The organism is Dietzia sp. NPDC055340 (assembly GCF_053645335.1).
Map to the genome: position 1 here is coordinate 178,901 of NZ_JBSHML010000002.1, position 16,051 is coordinate 194,951.

The window sequence follows — 16,051 nt, forward strand, 5'->3', positions numbered from 1 at the left end:
AGAAGTGAGGACGAGAGATATGACGCCCAGAGCAGGCTCCAAGGACGGTTCCGCACCCACCAATGTGCCGGTCCTCCGCGAGGGGGTCGCCTCGTACCTCAACGACTCCGACCCGGAGGAGACCCAGGAGTGGATGGACTCGCTCGACGGTCTCCTGGCCGAGGCCGGCCCCGAGCGTGCCCGCTACCTGATGCTCCGTCTGCTCGAGCGCGCGTCGAAGCAGCGTGTGCCGCTTCCCGCGCTCACCTCGACCGACTATGTCAACACGATCCCCACCAGTCTCGAACCGAACTTCCCCGGTGACGAGTCCGTAGAGCGCACCTACCGCCGCTGGATCCGCTGGAACGCCGCGATCATGGTGCACCGCGCCCAGCGCCCGGGCATCGGGGTCGGCGGCCACATCTCGACCTACGCCGGCGCCGCCCCGCTGTACGAGGTGGGTTACAACCATTTCTTCCGCGGCAAGGACCACCCCGGCGGCGGCGACCACATCTACTTCCAGGGCCACGCCTCTCCCGGCATGTACGCACGCGCCTACCTCGAGGGCCGGCTGCGTGAGCACGACCTGGACGGGTTCCGACAGGAGAAGAGCCACCCCGGACGGTCGCTGCCCTCTTACCCGCACCCCCGCTGCCTCCCCGAGTTCTGGGAGTTCCCCACGGTCTCGATGGGACTGGGTCCGCTCAACGCGATCTTCCAGGCGCGGTTCAACCGGTACCTGCACAACCGCGGGATCGCGGACACCTCTGAGCAGCACGTCTGGGCGTTCCTCGGCGACGGCGAGATGGACGAGGTCGAGTCGCGGGGCGCCCTCCAGGTCGCGGCGAACGACGGCCTGGACAACCTCACGTTCGTGATCAACTGCAACCTCCAGCGACTCGACGGGCCGGTGCGCGGAAACGGCCAGATCCTCCAGGAACTGGAGTCGTACTTCAGCGGTGCGGGCTGGAACGTCATCAAGGTCGTCTGGGGCCGCGAGTGGGACAAGCTGTTCGAGAAGGACACCGAGGGTGCACTGGTATCCCTGATGAACTCCGTCTCGGACGGCGACTACCAGACGTTCCGCGCCAATGACGGCGCCTGGATCCGCGAGCACTTCTTCGGCCGGGACCCCCGCACCGCGAAACTCGTCGAGGACATGACCGACGACGAGATCTGGGATCTCCGCCGCGGCGGCCACGACTACCGCAAGATCCACGCCGCGTACAAGGCCGCCCTGGAGCACACCGGACAGCCGACGGTGATCCTCGCGCACACCATCAAGGGTTTCGGCCTCGGCCAGAACTTCGAGGGCCGCAACGCGACCCACCAGATGAAGAAACTGACCCTGGACGACCTGAAGCTGTTCCGCGACACCCAGCGGATCCCCATCACCGATGAGGAACTCGAGGCGGATCCGACGCAGCCCCCGTACTACAACCCGGGCCCGAACTCCCCCGAGATCCGCTACATGCTCGAGCGGCGGTCAGCGCTCGGCGGCCACGTCCCGGAGCGCCGGCAGACGTTCACCCCGCTGTCCGTCCCGGGAATCGACTCCCTGCCCTCGCTCCGCAAGGGCTCGGGTAAGCAGTCCGTGGCCACCACGATGGCGCTGGTGCGCACGGTCAAGGAACTCATGCGCGACGAGGACCTGAAGGACCGCTTCGTGCCGATCATCCCCGACGAGGCCCGGACCTTCGGGATGGACTCCTGGTTCCCGACGCTGAAGATCTACAACCCGCACGGGCAGAACTACACCTCGGTCGACCACGACCTCATGCTCAGCTACAAGGAGGCCAAGGACGGCCAGATCATGCATGAGGGGATCAGCGAGGCCGGTTCGGTGGCGGAGTTCACCGCCGCCGGCACCGCGTACGCCACCCACGGCGAGCCGATGATCCCGCTGTACATCTTCTATTCGATGTTCGGCTTCCAGCGCACCGGCGACGGCATCTGGGCCGCCTCCGACCAGCTGGCCCGGGGTTTCCTGTTGGGCGCCACCGCCGGCCGCACGACGCTCACCGGCGAGGGTCTGCAGCACATGGACGGCCACTCCCCGCTCCTGGCCGCCACCAACCCGGGGATCATCTCCTACGACCCGGCGTGGGGCTACGAGGTCGCGCACATCATCCGCGCCGGCATCGAGCGGATGTACGGCCCCGGGGCCTCGCATGAGACCGAGACCGACGGGATCGACCGCAACGTCTCGTACTACATCACGCTGTACAACGAGCCCGTCCCCCAGCCGGCCGAGCCCGAGGACCTGGACGCCGACGCGCTGCTCCGCGGCCTCTACCGGTTCCGCAAGGCCGAGAGCGGGACCCACAAGGCCTCGATCCTCGCCTCGGGTGTGGCCATGTACGCGGCCGTCGAGGCGCAGAAGATCCTCGCCGAGACGTGGGACGTCGCAGCGGACCTGTGGTCGGCGACATCCTGGAACGAGCTCGCCAGGGACGGCTTCGAGTGCGAGCGGCACGAGCTGCGTCACCCCGATCAGCAGCCGCGCGTCCCGTTCGTGACGGCCGCGCTGGCCGACGCGAAGGGCCCGAAGGTCGCGGTGACCGACTTCCAGAAGGCTGTGCCGGACCAGATCCGCGCCTGGGTGCCCGGCGACTTCACCGTGCTGGGCTGCGACGGTTTCGGCTTCTCCGACACCCGGCCCGCCGCCCGTCGGTTCTTCAACACCGACACCGAGTCGATCATCGTGGCCGTGCTCGCGGGCCTGGTCCGCGAGGGCAGCATCGAGAAGCGCACCCTGCTGGAGGCGGCCCGCCAATATCAGATCGACGACGTGATGGCGGCTCCGGAGCCGACGACGGACCCCGGAGTGGCGTGACCGATACGACCGACCCCGAGCCCGGGGCACAGGAGAAGCAGTCGATCCGGCGGCGGTCCGCCACGCCGCCGGATCAACGGCCTGTGTCGGACGCGCTCCTCAAGCGCATCACCCGGTACTCGGGGACGTTGTCGACCGAGGCCGTCCGCGCCCTCGAGGTGGAACTGCCGTTCTTCGCGGAACTGTCAGCCGATCAACGCGCGGAGATCCAGCTCATCATCCAGAGTGCGGTGCGAGACTTCGTGACCTGGATGCGCAACCCGCAGGCGCAACACACGGACACCATCGCGGGATTCAAGCTGCTTCCCAAGGGACTCGGGCAGGGACTGACCCTGCAGCAGACCGTGCAGCTGGTCCGTTCCACCCTCGAGTACTTCGAGCTGGTGATGCCCCGAATCACCCACAACGAACGGCAACGCGGACTCATGATCGCCGCCGTCCTCAAGTTCGGTCGCGAACTGGGATTCACCGCGGCCTCCGTGTACGCGGCCGCGGCTGAGAACCGCGGCGCGTGGGACACCCGCATGGAGGCGATGATCGTCGACGCGGTCGTCCGTGGTGACCGCTACGCCGATCTCACCTCGGGGGCCTCCGCCCTCAACTGGGATCCGACCACGGCCGCCACCGTGATCATCGGTTCCCCCCGTGACGACCTCGGCCTGGCCTCGGTCACCGCGGTGCATCGGGCGGCCGTCGCTTCCGGCCGCCACGCCCTGGCGGTGGTGCAGGGGGCGCGGCTCGTCGTCATCCTCTCCGGAGAGATCGAGTCGACCGTAACCATCCCCCCGGCGGTTCTCGACGCCTTCTCCCCCGAGGCCCCCGTCGTCCACGGGCACACGGTGGGGTCGCTCGTGGAGGCGCCGGACAGCGCAGCCGAAGCACTGTCCGGCGCAGCGGCCGTGAGCGGATGGCCGGGTGCACCCCGGCCCGTGGCCGCGATGGACCTCCTCCCCGAGCGTGTCCTCGGCGGAGATCGCAGCGCGGCCTCCATGCTCGTCGAGCGCGTCGTCGCACCGCTCCGCGGTGCGGATTCCTCGGTCGAGGACACCCTGCGGGCCTATCTCGACTCCGGCGGACACGTCGAGAAGTGCGCCCGGGAGTTGTATGTCCATCCCAATACCGTGCGCTACCGCTTGAAAAGAGTGAGCCAGATCACTGCCTTCGACCCCCTTAACGCCAGGGATGCTTTTGTCCTCCGAATCGCCTTGGTTCTGGGGAAGTTCGACGAGCGCGGATCTCAGGAGGGCTAAATAATCACTCTCGTCCCAATGTGTAACGAAACGGACTCTCTGACAGATGGGCTGGCAGCCAACTCGCGTTTTGTGGGAACTCCACAAAATCTCGTTTCCGTTTCTGGCTTGCAGAACATCAGTGGAACCGACCCCGGACGTGTTGTCTGATACCCGTGCTTTGCCTTACTGCCCCCGGACAAGGGTCCCAGAAGGCCGGGATGCTCGCCCCCTGGCTCGAGCTACCCGGCGCCCAAAGCCGTATCGATGAGTGGACCGCCGCCAGCGGACTCGACCTCGAGCGGCTGGGAACCACTGCGACCCTTCAGGACATCACCGACACCGCGGTGACCCAGCCACTGGTCGTGGCCTCCGCGCTGCTCGGCGCGGCCGAGCTCCGTCGTCGCGGTCAGATCCCCGCCGACACTATCGTGGCGGGACACTCGATCGGCGAGGTCGCGGCGCTCGCGATCGCCGGGGTCATCTCCGAGTCCGACGCCCTGCGGCTCGCCTCCGTTCGGGGCCATGCCATGTCCCGGGCGTGCGCTGATCGCCCCACCGGGATGATCGCCGTGCTCGGCGGCGTCGAGGCCGATGTGCTGCTCGCGCTCGAGAACGCCGGTCTGACGCCCGCCAACCGCAACGGGGCGGGCCAGATCGTCGCCGCCGGGCCACTGGAGGCGTGCGACGCCCTGGAACAGAACCCGCCGAGCCGTGCGCGGCTGCGTCGACTCGAGGTCGCCGGCGCGTTCCACACCCAGTTCATGGCCTCGGCGGTCGACGGGGTCGGCGAGCTCGCCGCCTCGATCCGGGTGAGCGATCCCGAGCTGACGTTGCTGTCGAACGCAGACGGCATGGCCGTCACATCCGGCCGTGAGGCGCTCGATCGCGTGATCTCCCAGATCACCAGCCCCGTCCGCTGGGACCTGTGCACCCAGACGATGCTCAAGCGCGGCGTCGACACCTTCGTCGAGCTCCCGCCGTCCGGTGCGCTCGTCGGGCTCGCCAAGCGGATGATGCGCGATGTCCCCCGCTACGGGCTCAACACCCCCGAGGATCTCGAGCAGACGCTCGACTCGGTTCCCGCGCTCAGCGGCACCTAGACCACACCCATCCACCCGCGAGATCCGGCGCCCGCCGGAGATCGCCTACTGCCGTTCGTCATGCCCGCCGGGCACGGCGTAACCCAACCGAAAGGACACCACATGGCACGCACCGAGGCCGAGATCGTCTCAGGACTGGCGGAGATCATCGAGGAGGTCACCGGAATCGAGCCTTCCGAGGTGACCCCGGAGAAGTCCTTCGTCGATGATCTCGACATCGATTCGCTCTCCATGGTGGAGATCGCCGTGCAGACCGAAGATCGCTACGGCGTAGAGATCCCCGACGAGGACCTCGCGAAGTTGCGTACCGTGCAGGATGCGGTCGATTACATCAAGAAGATCGACCAGGCCTGATATCCCGCCTCGCATGACGGGCGGGGACGCGCTCATGGGCCGAAAGGTGCGGTCGGTGCACCACGTCGAGCCCGCGTCCCCTCCCGTCACCGCGGGGCACTCCATATCAACGACAACCCGCCCAGCGCGGGAGACCGGGTACGAGAACCGGATCGGGACGGGGGTCCCGATTCCGGCGCTCACCCACCAGCCAGTCCGGGGGTCCGTTAACGGCGCACTCTCCCTCACCGGGACATGCGCCAGGGAAAGGACTGCACTCATGACCATCACCAGCACTGTGGACCAGAACACCCAGATCGATCCGCGCGACCCCGTCGTCCGGCTCGAGAACCTCTTCGATCCCGCCTCTCTGGAGTTCATCACGGAGCCCGACGCCTCGGGTGCGCTCGCCGCACGCGGGCGCATCGACGGCATCGCCACCGTCGCGTACGCCACTGACGCGACCGTCATGGGCGGCGCAATGGGTCTCGACGGCTGCCGCCATATCGTCAAGGCGATCGACGTCGCCATCGACGAGGAGCTGCCCGTCATCGGCGTGTGGCATTCGGGCGGTGCCCGTCTCGCCGAGGGCGTCGAGGCGCTGCACGCCGTCGGCACCGTATTCGAGGCGATGGTCCGCGCATCGGGCCGCGTGCCGCAGATCTCCGTCGTGCTCGGCCCCGCCGCCGGCGGCGCCGCCTACGGCCCTGCGCTGACGGACGTCGTGATCATGGCCCCGGAGGGGAAGGTCTTCGTGACCGGACCCGCCGTGGTCCGCGACGTCACCGGCGAGCAGGTCGACATGGAGGGCCTGGGCGGCCAGGACGTGCACCACCGCAAGTCGGGTGTGTGCCATATCGCCGCGGATGACGAGCGTGACGCCCTGCACCGGGCTCGCCGCCTCGTGAACCTGCTGTCGGCGCAGGGCGAATTCGACCAGCGTGCTCTCGAGTCCGACCACACGGATCTCGCCGGGCTGCTGCCCGAGTCGCCCAAGCGCGCCTACGACGTGCGGCCACTGGTCCACGGCATCCTCGACTCCTCCGAGCTCGACGGCAACACGACGTTCGAGGAACTCCAGGCCAAGTGGGCCCCCAGCATCGTGGTGGGCTTCGGCCGGATCGCCGGCCGCTCGGTCGGCGTGATCGCCAACAACCCGCTCCGGCTGGGCGGCTGCCTGAACTCCGAGTCGGCCGAGAAGGCCTCCCGGTTTGTTCGCCTCTGCAACGCCTTCGGCGTCCCCCTCGTCGTGATCGTGGACGTGCCCGGCTACCTGCCGGGCGTCTCACAGGAGTGGGAGGGCGTCGTCCGTCGCGGCGCCAAACTCCTCCACGCCTTCGCCGAGGCCTCTGTCGCCCGGGTCACCCTGGTCACCCGCAAGATCTACGGCGGCGCCTACATCGCGATGAACTCCCGCGCTCTCGGCGCCTCGGCCGTGTTCGCCTGGCCGGACGCCGAGGTCGCCGTGATGGGAGCCAAGGCCGCAGTGGGGATCCTGCACAAGCGCACCCTGGCCGCCGCGCCCGAGGAGGAGCGCGAGGAACTCCACGAGCGTCTGGCGGAGGAGCACGCGGCGATCGCGGGCGGTGTGGGCCGTGCCATGTCGATCGGCGTGGTGGACGAGGTCATCGAGCCCACCGACACCCGTCGTCGTCTGGCCGAGGCACTGGGCTCCGCGTCGCACACCCGCGGCCAGCACAAGAACATCCCGCTGTGATCTGACCTGCCCTCCGGCCCGTTCCCGGAACACGAGAACGCCCGCTCCCCGATCGTCGGGAGCGGGCGTTCTCGTGGTGGACGAGGGAGCGTACGGCGTCAGCCGACGCGCGAGAGCCAGGTGACCTCGGCGGCGGCGGGATGGCCGCGCAGAGGCTCCAGCGCACGATCCCAGGCGGAGCCCAGCTCGGCCTCGACCGCGGCATAGAACGCCGCGGGACCGGCGGCCATGAGGTGCCGGAGCCTGTTTTCTCCGAGCACGACGTCGCCGCTCGCGCCTGTCTGCCCGCGCCACATGCCCAACTCGGGCGTGTGCGAGAAGCGTTCGCCGTCGACGAGGTCGCTCGGGTCCTCGGTGACCTCGAAGGCCAACATGGACCACTTTGCCAACGCGTCAGCGAGGCGCGCGCCGGTGCCGACCGGGCCGATCCAGTCCACGATGGCCTTACGGGCACCGGGCTGGGCCGGCTGGTCTTCCCAGCGCATGGCCGACGACGCGTCGAGAATGCTCGCGAGAGCCCACTCGACGTGAGGACACAACGCGGTCGGCGCGGCATGGATGAACACCACGCCGGTCGTCGTATCCGCGAAATGGTTAAGGTCAGACATCACTTCACTCCCGACTCACTGAGGGACGTCTTCCCCAACGACCTCATGAAATCGTGTGAATGATGTTGCGTGTGTTGTTGTTGTTGTTCACCACTGTGCCCCAAGTGATCGACTTACACCAGTGACACTTCTGGATTCTCAGCAAAGTTACAGCACCGTGATTCCGGTGATCCGACCACGCCGCGGTGTGTCGCGAACTCTCCACCAGAAACCGTGCGACGCCCGCGAGTCGCGTCAGATGCCCCGGCGCTTCAGCCCCGGAGCGCGTCCGTCTGACTCGCCCGCGCAGTGGCGGCGTCCACAACGCGATCGGACAACTCGGGCCACAGCGGCTTGGCCCAGTCCCCGAAGTCCCGGTCGGTGAGCACGACCAGCGCCGTGTCGATCTCCGGCTGGACCCACAGCAGCGTCCCGGACTGACCGAAGTGACCGAACGTCGCCGGCGAGTTGTGCTGCCCGGTCCAGTGCGGATGCTTGGCGCCGCGCAGCTCGAAGCCCAGCCCCCATTCGCACGGCTTGTGCATGCCGTACCCGGGCACGAGCCCGTCGAGTCCGCGGAACTGCTCACTCACCGCCTCCTCGAGGGTCGCTGCCGCGAGCAGCCGGGGCGCAACGAGCTCACGCGCGAACGCCACGAGATCGGCCAGACTGCCCGACGCGCCGTGCCCGGCCGAGCCCTCGAGGACCGTGGAGGTCATGCCGAGCGGCTGGCACACGGCCTCGTCCAGATACTCCGGAAACGCGATGCCCGTGGCCTCCGCGATGTGGTCGGCGAGCACCTCGAAACCCGCGGAGGAGTAGATGCGTCGCTCCCCCGGCGCGGTGCGGACCTTGTCGCGGTCGGCGAAGTCCAGGCCCGAGGCGTGGGCGAGCAGGTGCCGCACGGTCGAGCCCTCCGGCCCGGCCGGATCGTCCAGGGAGATGGCCTCTTCCTCGACGGCGAGGAGCGCCGCGAGGGCCACGATCGGTTTGGTCACCGACGCCAGCCGGTACACGCGGGACCGGTCGCCGTGGGTCGTCACCGCACCGTCGGGGCCGACGACCGCCGCCGAGACGTTATCCACCGGCCAGTCCTCGACGGTGGCGAGCGCCTTCTCGAGCAGGTCGTGCGACATCGGTTCCTCCGTGGTGCGTGTGTGGTTCGGTCCTGCCCGCCAGTCTGTCAGGTCCGGGGCACGTCCCGACGCCGGAAGCCCACGAGTCCCGCGGTCACGAGCACAGCCGTCACCGCGAGCAGCACCACGACCCCCGCCGTGTCGACGGGGCCGGCGGGCGGGGTGCCCACCGCCCCGAACGGGGAGAACCGCATCTGGGCGTCGGTGAGTCGGAGCGTGGGTCCCATGAAGGTGACGACGACGGCGACGACGAACACCACCCACGCCAGGGTCTGCAGTCGCGGTGCGAGGCCGAACAGTCCCACGGACAGTGCCGCGAACGCCAGCACGGCCGGCAGCTGCCACAGCCCCGCACCGACGATCGAGCCGAACGTCCCGGGGTCGTCGAGCGCGGCCGCAGTAGTCGCCGCGAAGGCGAGCGAGCCGGCCGCGACCACCACGGTCGCGCCCACGGCCGCCACCACCGCGTGCCCGGCCAGCCAGGACAGGCGCGTACGCTCGCCGGCCAGTTCCACCTCGAGTCGCGCGGACGTCTCCTCGCCGCGAAGTCCTCCGAGCGTCTGCAGCACGAACCCGGCCCCGAGGAAACCGGTGAACGCGACGAGCATCCGGACCACCGAATCCACCACCGCGCCCGAGCCTCCGAGAAAAACGGCGAGATCCGGGTTGGATTCGATCGCGTCGACCACCACGGCCATCAGGCTGCCGTACAGCCCCATCAGTGCCACCACGCCGAACGTCCAGCCGATCAGCGCGCCGAGGTGCTGGTGCACCGCCGCGCCCGTGCGGGACGCGCGCCACCGGCTCGCGTGGGCGGGGCCCGAACCGGTCGGGATCATGCCCTCGCCGACGTCCCGCCGACCGGCGAGCCACACCGCGAGCGCCCCAAGCGAGCCGGCCACCGCGACGGACAGCAGCAGCGGCCCCACGGAGGGGTCGCCGAAGGGCCGGACCAGGGTCTGCCAGCCGAGAGGGGAGGCCCAGCCGAGCGCGGTGCCCCGGGTTTCGCCGATCCCGCGCGTGACCAGCGTGAGCCCGGCGATGGCCAATCCCACCGCCCAGACGGTCCGACTGTGGGCGAACACCTGGGCCAGGACGGCGGCGCCGGCGGCGTAGACCCCTCCTGTGGCCGCGATGGAGGCGACGTAGAGCACCGCGCCGGTGCGGTCGATGTCGAGCGCGAATGTGGCCGCCCACAGTGCCAGCCCGAGGAGGAGGAAAATCCCGACGACGACGACGAGGGCGGCAGTGACCGGGGCGAGTCTGGCCACCCTGGCCGACAGCATCAGCTCGGAGCGTCCGGACTCCTCTTCCCTCCTCGTCACGCCGACGGTGAGAGCGATCGCCATGATCGGGATGCCGAACGAGACGAGCGACGCGAACTCGTTCATGACGATCCCACCGAGGGTGTCGAGTCCGGCTACGCGGCCGGTGAGCATCACCATCGTGTCGCCGAGCGAGGCCGAGTACGTGGCTCGCTTGGCCGGGGTGTCATACAGCGACGCGATCGACACGCCGGTGGCCAGGAACAGGACGGATAGTCCGATCACCCACGCGGCTGCGGGTCGCCAGCCCGTGCGCAGCGCGACCCGGGCGAGCAGTCCCGTGCCGGCCAGCGGCGAGGTCACGCCCGCGCTCCCGAATAGGCGTCCAGGAAGAGATCGTCGAGGCTCGGCGGGGTCGCGGTGAGGGTGTGGATCCCGGCGTCGTGCAGAACCCCTGTCACCTCTCCGAGCAGAGCGGCCGGCACGTGGCAGCGGACCTCGAACCGACCGTCGACCTCCGTGACCCGCAACCCGTCCACGCCACCGTCCACGACGTCGCCGATTCTGTCTAGCCCGTCGGGCCTCCTGTCGGTGATCGCGTGCACCTCGGTGGTGGTGTGCCGTCGCAGTTCCGCGAGTGTCCCCGAGCTGACCGTGCGGCCGTCGCGGATGATGCTGACGCGGTCGGCGAGCGCCTCGACCTCACCCATGATGTGGCTCGACAGCAATACCGTGGTGCCGCGGTCGACCGCGTCCCGCACGCACTCCTGGAACACCTGCTCCATCAGCGGGTCCAGCCCGGATGTCGGCTCGTCCAGTACGAGTAGCTCGGGATCAGAGGCGAACGCGGCGATCAGGCAGACCTTCTGCCGGTTGCCCTTGGAGTAGTCGCGGGTGCGCTTGGTCGGGTCCAGTCGGAACCGCTCGATCAGTCCGTCGCGACGCCCCTGCTCGAGGCCGCCCAGCGCCCTGCCGAGCAGGTCGATACTCTGCCCGCCGGTCAGCCGCGGCCAGAGCGTGACGTCGCCCGGGACGTAGGCCAGGCGGCTGTGGAGGTCGACCGCGTCGCGCCACGGGTCCGCGCCGAACAGAGTGACCCGTCCGGAGTCCGCACGCATGAGCCCGAGCACGATCCGGATGGTGGTGGACTTCCCCGACCCGTTGGGACCGAGGAATCCGTGGACCTCGCCGCGGCTCACGTCCAGGTCGAGCCCGTCGAGCGCCCGAGCCCTGCCGAACGCCTTGACCAGGCCCTCGATCCGGATGACGTCGTCGGTTTCTGGACGCATGACCAGCCCCTTCGTCGGCTACCGTCGTCCGGCCGTCGGATACCCACCACAGGCGGACGGTTACACGCCACAATATGGCAATGAACTCTCCGATGTCCGGCCACCGGGCCTTCGTTCCGACGCTCGCAGACCGGCTCGTGAAGGCCGCCATGACGACGGCGGGGCGCCTACCGGGTGGGCTGATCCGGGCGATCGCGGGCTCGCCGCGTCAGGTCGACGGCCAGACCCTGGACCCGCACTTCCAGGCCGGCCTCCGGGTGATCTCCCTGATGGCCGGGGGCGAGTACGAGGATCTCGCACTCGAGGAGGCGCGGGAGACGGTCGAACGCTCGGCGTTCACCGCGTCCGGCGGCCGGATCGACCTCGCCGTCGTCAAGGACATCATCCTTCCGCTCGCCGGTGACGATCCCGCACGCGCCGACCTGCCCGCCCGCCTCTACGCGCCCGTGGACACCGACGAGCCGCAGCCGGTGCTGATCTACTTCCACGGTGGCGGGTGGACGCTCGGGAGCGTCGACTCGCACGACGCCACGTGCCGCTACCTCGCCCGGGAGGGCGGCCTGAAGGTCCTCAGCGTGGACTACCGGCTCGCTCCCGAATTCCAGTTCCCGACGGCTGTAGAGGACACCCTCGCGGCGTTCCGGTACGTCCGCGACAACGCCGCAGAGCTCGGTGTGGACGCCTCCCGCATCGCGGTGGGCGGTGACAGCGCCGGCGGTAACCTCGCGGCGGTCGTGTGTCAACAGACCCGCGACGCCGGCGAGACGATGCCCGCCTTCCAGTTGTTGTTCGTCCCCGCCACCGACATGTCCACCCGGACCGCGTCGTACGAGACGTTCCGTGAGGGCTTCTACCTCACGAAGGCGACAATGGACTGGTACGAGAAGACCTACATCCGATCCGACGACGACCGCACCGACCCGCGTGCCTCCCCGCTGCTGGCGAGGGACTTCTCGAGGCTGCCCCCGGCGCACGTGGCCACCGGCGGCTTCGATCCGTTGCGCGATGAGGGCGAGGCGTATGCCCGCAGGATGTCCGACGCCGGCGTCGCGGTGTCGCTGCGGCGGCACGCCTCGCTGGTGCACCCGTTCGTCAACGGCGTGGGCGCCAGCCCGATCGCCCGTGAAGCACTGGCCCAGGCGGTCGGCGCGCTGCGCATGGGGCTGGCCTACTGAACGAGGCGACGCCCGCTCGACGTCCGCCGGCGGTGCCCTGAGGTGGGGCCAGCGGGGCTCGAACCCGCGACCAGCGGATTATGAGTCCGCGGCTCTAACCAACTGAGCTATAGCCCCCGATACGCGCGGCGAGGATCTGCCCGACGCGCGCCGGGCAATCCTAGCAAGCCGCTACCGTGCCTCCTCCGGCCACCAGACCTGCCGTACCGCGGAGAGTCCGTCCTCGACGACGGACTGCGGGGTGTCCCAGGACATGACCGCGCGCCGGGTCGCCTCATACGCGGCGAACCCGGGATCACCATCGGTGACGAAGCGGACCCACGATTGGTGCATGGCAGTGACCAGCGCCCCCGGGGCCGGGGCACCCAGATAGCGTTCGACGTTCTCCGCATCAGGCGAGCCCCAGAAGAACGGCAGGTCCGCGCAGTGCCGCGGGCCGTTGCCGTCCGCCCAGCAGAAGTCGTACACCCACGTGGGATCGCCGGCCGCGAGTCGTGTCTCGGCAGCGCGGGCGACCGTGGAGTGGATGGCGGCCGCATCGATCACCGCGCCGACGCTGCGCCGCAACGACCGCCCGTTGGACTGGCGGGCCAGCGCACGCAGCCCCGCCCTCGGGATCTGCTGGGACAGCGCGATGAGGGCGGCGCCCGGCACCAACGCGGGCCCGGGCAGCCTGTCGGCAATCGCTTCGAACTCGGTGGCGGTGGAACCGATCATCAGCGGGACCTCGCTCGCCCGCCCTCCGGCGACCGCCTCTAACGGCGGGGCCGGCAACAACTCGTCGCCGACCACCGGCCGGAACGGCAGCGTGAACTGATTCTCCTTGCGCATCCGGCGATGGAACTCATCGACCGCTCCCCTGCCCCCTGCGGCCAACGACGCCGCGGTGACACCCTCTGGCGCGGCAGTGGACGGTGCCCGGAGGACGGCCGGTGACGCCGCGATAGCGCGCTGGAACAGTCCGGCGGCGACCGGGGATCCGAGCAGACACAACACCGCTCCCCCGCCGGCGGACTGTCCGGCGACGGTGACGCGGTGGGGATCCCCGCCGAACGCGGAGATCTCGCTCCGGACCCACTCGAGGGCGGCGATCCAGTCGAGCATGCCCCGGTTGTCCGGCGCATCGGGGAACGAGGTGAACCCCTCGACCCCGAGGCGATATCCGACCGACACCACGACGACGCCGTGGCGCGCGAATGCCGCCCCGTCGAACCACGGCTGGTTCGAGGAACCCGACTCCCAGCCGCCGCCGTGGATCCACACCATCACCGGATGGCCCGCCCCCTCGGCGGGGGCCCAGACGTCGACGTGCAGCACGTCCGTGCCTGCGACTATCGGCTCGGGGATCGCCGGATCCGGGTCGAACCGCAGCCGCTGTGCGGTCGCGGCCGGTCGGGTCGCATCGCGCGTGTCCTGCCACGCCGAACGCGGAATCGGCGCGGCGAATCGCCGTTCGCCGACGGGGTCCTCGGCGTAGGGGATGCCGAGGAAGCGGGCGACCCCGTCCCGCACGATCCCTCGTACGCGTCCGGTGGACAACGAGATGTCGACATCTGTCATGGTCACAGCGTAGCCAGCGACCGGGCCGTCCCCCGCGTGTGAACCTGCGGCCCGCGGGCCACGCGCGCGCCGTTACAGGTCGTCTGCGCGCAGCTGCTCGGGGGTCTTGGGCGAGAGCAGGCCGGGGGCGATGTCGAACACGGTGACCGCGCCCACCTGGCCACCTCGGTGGAGCCGGTACACCGCCCGCGAGTAGGCCACCAGGACGCTGGCGGTGAACTCGGGGTTGCTGCCGAGGGTGAGCCGGTACTCGACGCCCTGGGTGTTGCCCTGCCCTGTCACCCCGGAGCGGAGGACGAACCCGCCGTGCGGCATGGCGCCGTGGTCGCGGGCGAGCTCCTCGGCGGTGATGAAGGTGACCGACGTGTCGTAGTCGGCGAAGTAGTTCGGCATCGTCACGATCGCCTCGCGGACCGCGGCGGCGTCCGCGCCGTCCTCGAGCACCACGAAGCACTCGCGAACGTGCTTGTCACGGGTGGCGAGCTCCGGACGCTCGCCGGCCCGCACAGAGGCGATCGCGGTCTCGCTGGGCAGGGTGTACTGCACACCGCCGGCGACCCCGGGTACGCGCCGGACGGCGTCCGAGTGGCCCTGACTCAGGCCGCGGCCCCAGAACGTGTACGTGTCGCCCTCGGGCAGCAGGGCCTCGCCGAGGATGCGGTTGATCGAGAGCATCCCGGGATCCCACCCGGCGGAGATCAACGCGGTGGTCCCGGCCGCGCGGGCGGACGCGTCCACCGCGGCGAAATGCTCGGGGATCCGGGCGTGCGTGTCGAAGCTGTCCACGATGTTGAACCGCGCCGCCAGCTCGGGGGACTGCACCGGCAGATCGTCCTTGGATCCTCCACAGAGGATGAGCACATCGATCTGTGCGGCGTCGGTCGACAGCGCGTCGTACGCGAACACCGGGGTCTCCGGGCTCAGCGTCGCCACGTCCTCCGGCGCGCGGCGGGTGAACACACCCACGAGCGACATGTCGGGGTTCTGTGCAAGCGCGGCCTCCACACCGCGGCCGAGGTTGCCGTAGCCGGCGATACCGATCCGAATCTGCGTGGTCATGCGCTGTCTGTCCTCCGTCGTTCGAGCCGGTGCTCAGCGTAGCGAACGGGACGAGTGCGGCCCCGCCGCCTCCGGCAGAGCTGTGTGGCCCGAATTGCGAGAAGCACAGAAACTTGCCGGGACCCTGCTGATACACATGGATGATGACCACTGACAGAGACCAGATCATCGAGCGCCTGTCGGACGTCGCCTCCGCGCTCGACACACGCGACTGGCACGCGCTCGGCGAGTTGTTCACCGAATCCGCGACCGGATACGGGTCGACCGGCCGGCAGGAAATCATCACGGGAGTGCGGCAGCACCTCGGAGGATGCGGTCCGTCACAACACCTCCTGGGCAACCACCGGGTTGAGCTCGCCGGCGACGACGAGGACCACGCGAGGAGCCGGACGTACGTCCGCGTCTACCATGCCGGGACAGGCGAGCAAGCCGGACTGTCGTACGAGTGCTTCGGCGAATACACAGACGAGTGGACCCGGACGTCCGAGGGGTGGCAGATCAATTCCCGGGTGCTCCGCGTGGACTTCACCCTCGGCGACCGCCGCACACTACAGCCCGGCTGACTCACACAGCCCGGGATCCTGCGGGAAGTACCGACCATCAATATCGAAATGCGGACCAGGCCAGGGCGGATCGCCTCTGGCCTGGTCTGGTGCTCCCCCAATTGGACTCGAACCAATAACCCTTCGATTAACAGTCGAATGCTCTGCCAATTGAGCTATGGGGGATTGTCTGCGGCTTCCGGCGCTCGTGCCGGATACCGAGAACTTACCTTAGTGCGCC

13 protein-coding genes and 2 tRNA genes are annotated in these 16,051 nt (G+C 69.4%); 7 read left to right on the forward strand and 8 right to left on the reverse strand.

Annotated features, from left to right (window positions below; translation table 11 throughout):
* The first annotated feature begins 19 nt into the window (after positions 1-19).
* From aceE to ACWIFB_RS01990, 5 genes are all read left to right on the forward strand, one after another.
* A complete protein-coding gene (aceE, locus tag ACWIFB_RS01970; RefSeq protein WP_454057112.1) occupies positions 20-2,815 on the forward strand; it encodes a pyruvate dehydrogenase (acetyl-transferring), homodimeric type in 2,796 nt (931 codons plus the stop codon).
* A complete protein-coding gene (locus tag ACWIFB_RS01975; protein ID WP_454057113.1) occupies positions 2,812-4,065 on the forward strand; it encodes a PucR family transcriptional regulator in 1,254 nt (417 codons plus the stop codon). The genes aceE and ACWIFB_RS01975 overlap by 4 nt, the downstream gene beginning before the upstream one ends.
* Positions 4,066-4,220: 155 nt before the next feature.
* A complete protein-coding gene (locus tag ACWIFB_RS01980) occupies positions 4,221-5,147 on the forward strand; it encodes an ACP S-malonyltransferase (RefSeq protein ID WP_454057114.1) in 927 nt (308 codons plus the stop codon).
* Positions 5,148-5,249: 102 nt separating this feature from the next.
* Positions 5,250-5,501 (forward strand): meromycolate extension acyl carrier protein AcpM, encoded by a 252-nt coding sequence (gene acpM, locus ACWIFB_RS01985; RefSeq protein WP_454057115.1) that lies wholly within the window; start codon positions 5,250-5,252, stop codon positions 5,499-5,501.
* Positions 5,502-5,760: 259 nt separating this feature from the next.
* A complete protein-coding gene (locus tag ACWIFB_RS01990) occupies positions 5,761-7,197 on the forward strand; it encodes an acyl-CoA carboxylase subunit beta (protein ID WP_452099422.1) in 1,437 nt (478 codons plus the stop codon).
* A 98-nt stretch (positions 7,198-7,295) separates the two neighbouring features.
* On the opposite strand, the gene ACWIFB_RS01995 is transcribed toward ACWIFB_RS01990, so the two are convergent.
* From ACWIFB_RS01995 to ACWIFB_RS02010, 4 genes are all read right to left on the reverse strand, one after another.
* Complete coding sequence (locus ACWIFB_RS01995; protein ID WP_452099421.1) at positions 7,296-7,805, reverse strand: DUF3145 family protein; 510 nt, start codon at positions 7,803-7,805, stop codon at positions 7,296-7,298.
* Positions 7,806-8,056: 251 nt separating this feature from the next.
* The gene (locus ACWIFB_RS02000; protein WP_454057116.1) at positions 8,057-8,920 is read right to left on the reverse strand and encodes a serine hydrolase domain-containing protein; all 864 of its coding nucleotides are present in this window, start codon (positions 8,918-8,920) and stop codon (positions 8,057-8,059) included.
* Positions 8,921-8,967: 47 nt separating this feature from the next.
* Positions 8,968-10,548 carry an ABC transporter permease gene (locus ACWIFB_RS02005; protein ID WP_454057117.1) on the reverse strand — a complete coding sequence of 527 codons (1,581 nt, stop codon included), beginning with the start codon at positions 10,546-10,548 and terminating at the stop codon, positions 8,968-8,970.
* On the reverse strand, positions 10,545-11,474 hold the full coding sequence (locus tag ACWIFB_RS02010) for an ABC transporter ATP-binding protein (protein ID WP_454057118.1): 930 nt from the start codon (positions 11,472-11,474) through the stop codon (positions 10,545-10,547). Before ACWIFB_RS02010 ends, ACWIFB_RS02005 begins: the two co-directional genes overlap by 4 nt.
* 80 nt (positions 11,475-11,554) lie before the next feature.
* On the opposite strand from ACWIFB_RS02010, the gene ACWIFB_RS02015 reads away from it, so the two are divergent.
* A complete protein-coding gene (locus ACWIFB_RS02015; protein ID WP_454057119.1) occupies positions 11,555-12,649 on the forward strand; it encodes an alpha/beta hydrolase in 1,095 nt (364 codons plus the stop codon).
* 43 nt (positions 12,650-12,692) lie between these two features.
* Here ACWIFB_RS02015 and ACWIFB_RS02020 read toward each other — a convergent pair.
* From ACWIFB_RS02020 to ACWIFB_RS02030, 3 genes are all read right to left on the reverse strand, one after another.
* Positions 12,693-12,766: transfer RNA gene (locus ACWIFB_RS02020), tRNA-Ile, on the reverse strand.
* A gap of 54 nt (positions 12,767-12,820) precedes the next feature.
* Positions 12,821-14,209, reverse strand: a complete 1,389-nt coding sequence (locus ACWIFB_RS02025; protein ID WP_454057120.1) for a carboxylesterase/lipase family protein — start codon at positions 14,207-14,209, stop codon at positions 12,821-12,823.
* Between the two features lie 72 nt (positions 14,210-14,281).
* On the reverse strand, positions 14,282-15,268 hold the full coding sequence (locus tag ACWIFB_RS02030; RefSeq protein ID WP_452099415.1) for a diaminopimelate dehydrogenase: 987 nt from the start codon (positions 15,266-15,268) through the stop codon (positions 14,282-14,284).
* 143 nt (positions 15,269-15,411) lie between these two features.
* Between ACWIFB_RS02030 and ACWIFB_RS02035 the strand changes: the two genes are divergently transcribed.
* Positions 15,412-15,831 (forward strand): nuclear transport factor 2 family protein, encoded by a 420-nt coding sequence (locus tag ACWIFB_RS02035; RefSeq protein WP_452099414.1) that lies wholly within the window; start codon positions 15,412-15,414, stop codon positions 15,829-15,831.
* Positions 15,832-15,923: 92 nt separating this feature from the next.
* On the opposite strand, the gene ACWIFB_RS02040 is transcribed toward ACWIFB_RS02035, so the two are convergent.
* Positions 15,924-15,996: transfer RNA gene (locus tag ACWIFB_RS02040), tRNA-Asn, on the reverse strand.
* Positions 15,997-16,051: the final 55 nt, after the last annotated feature.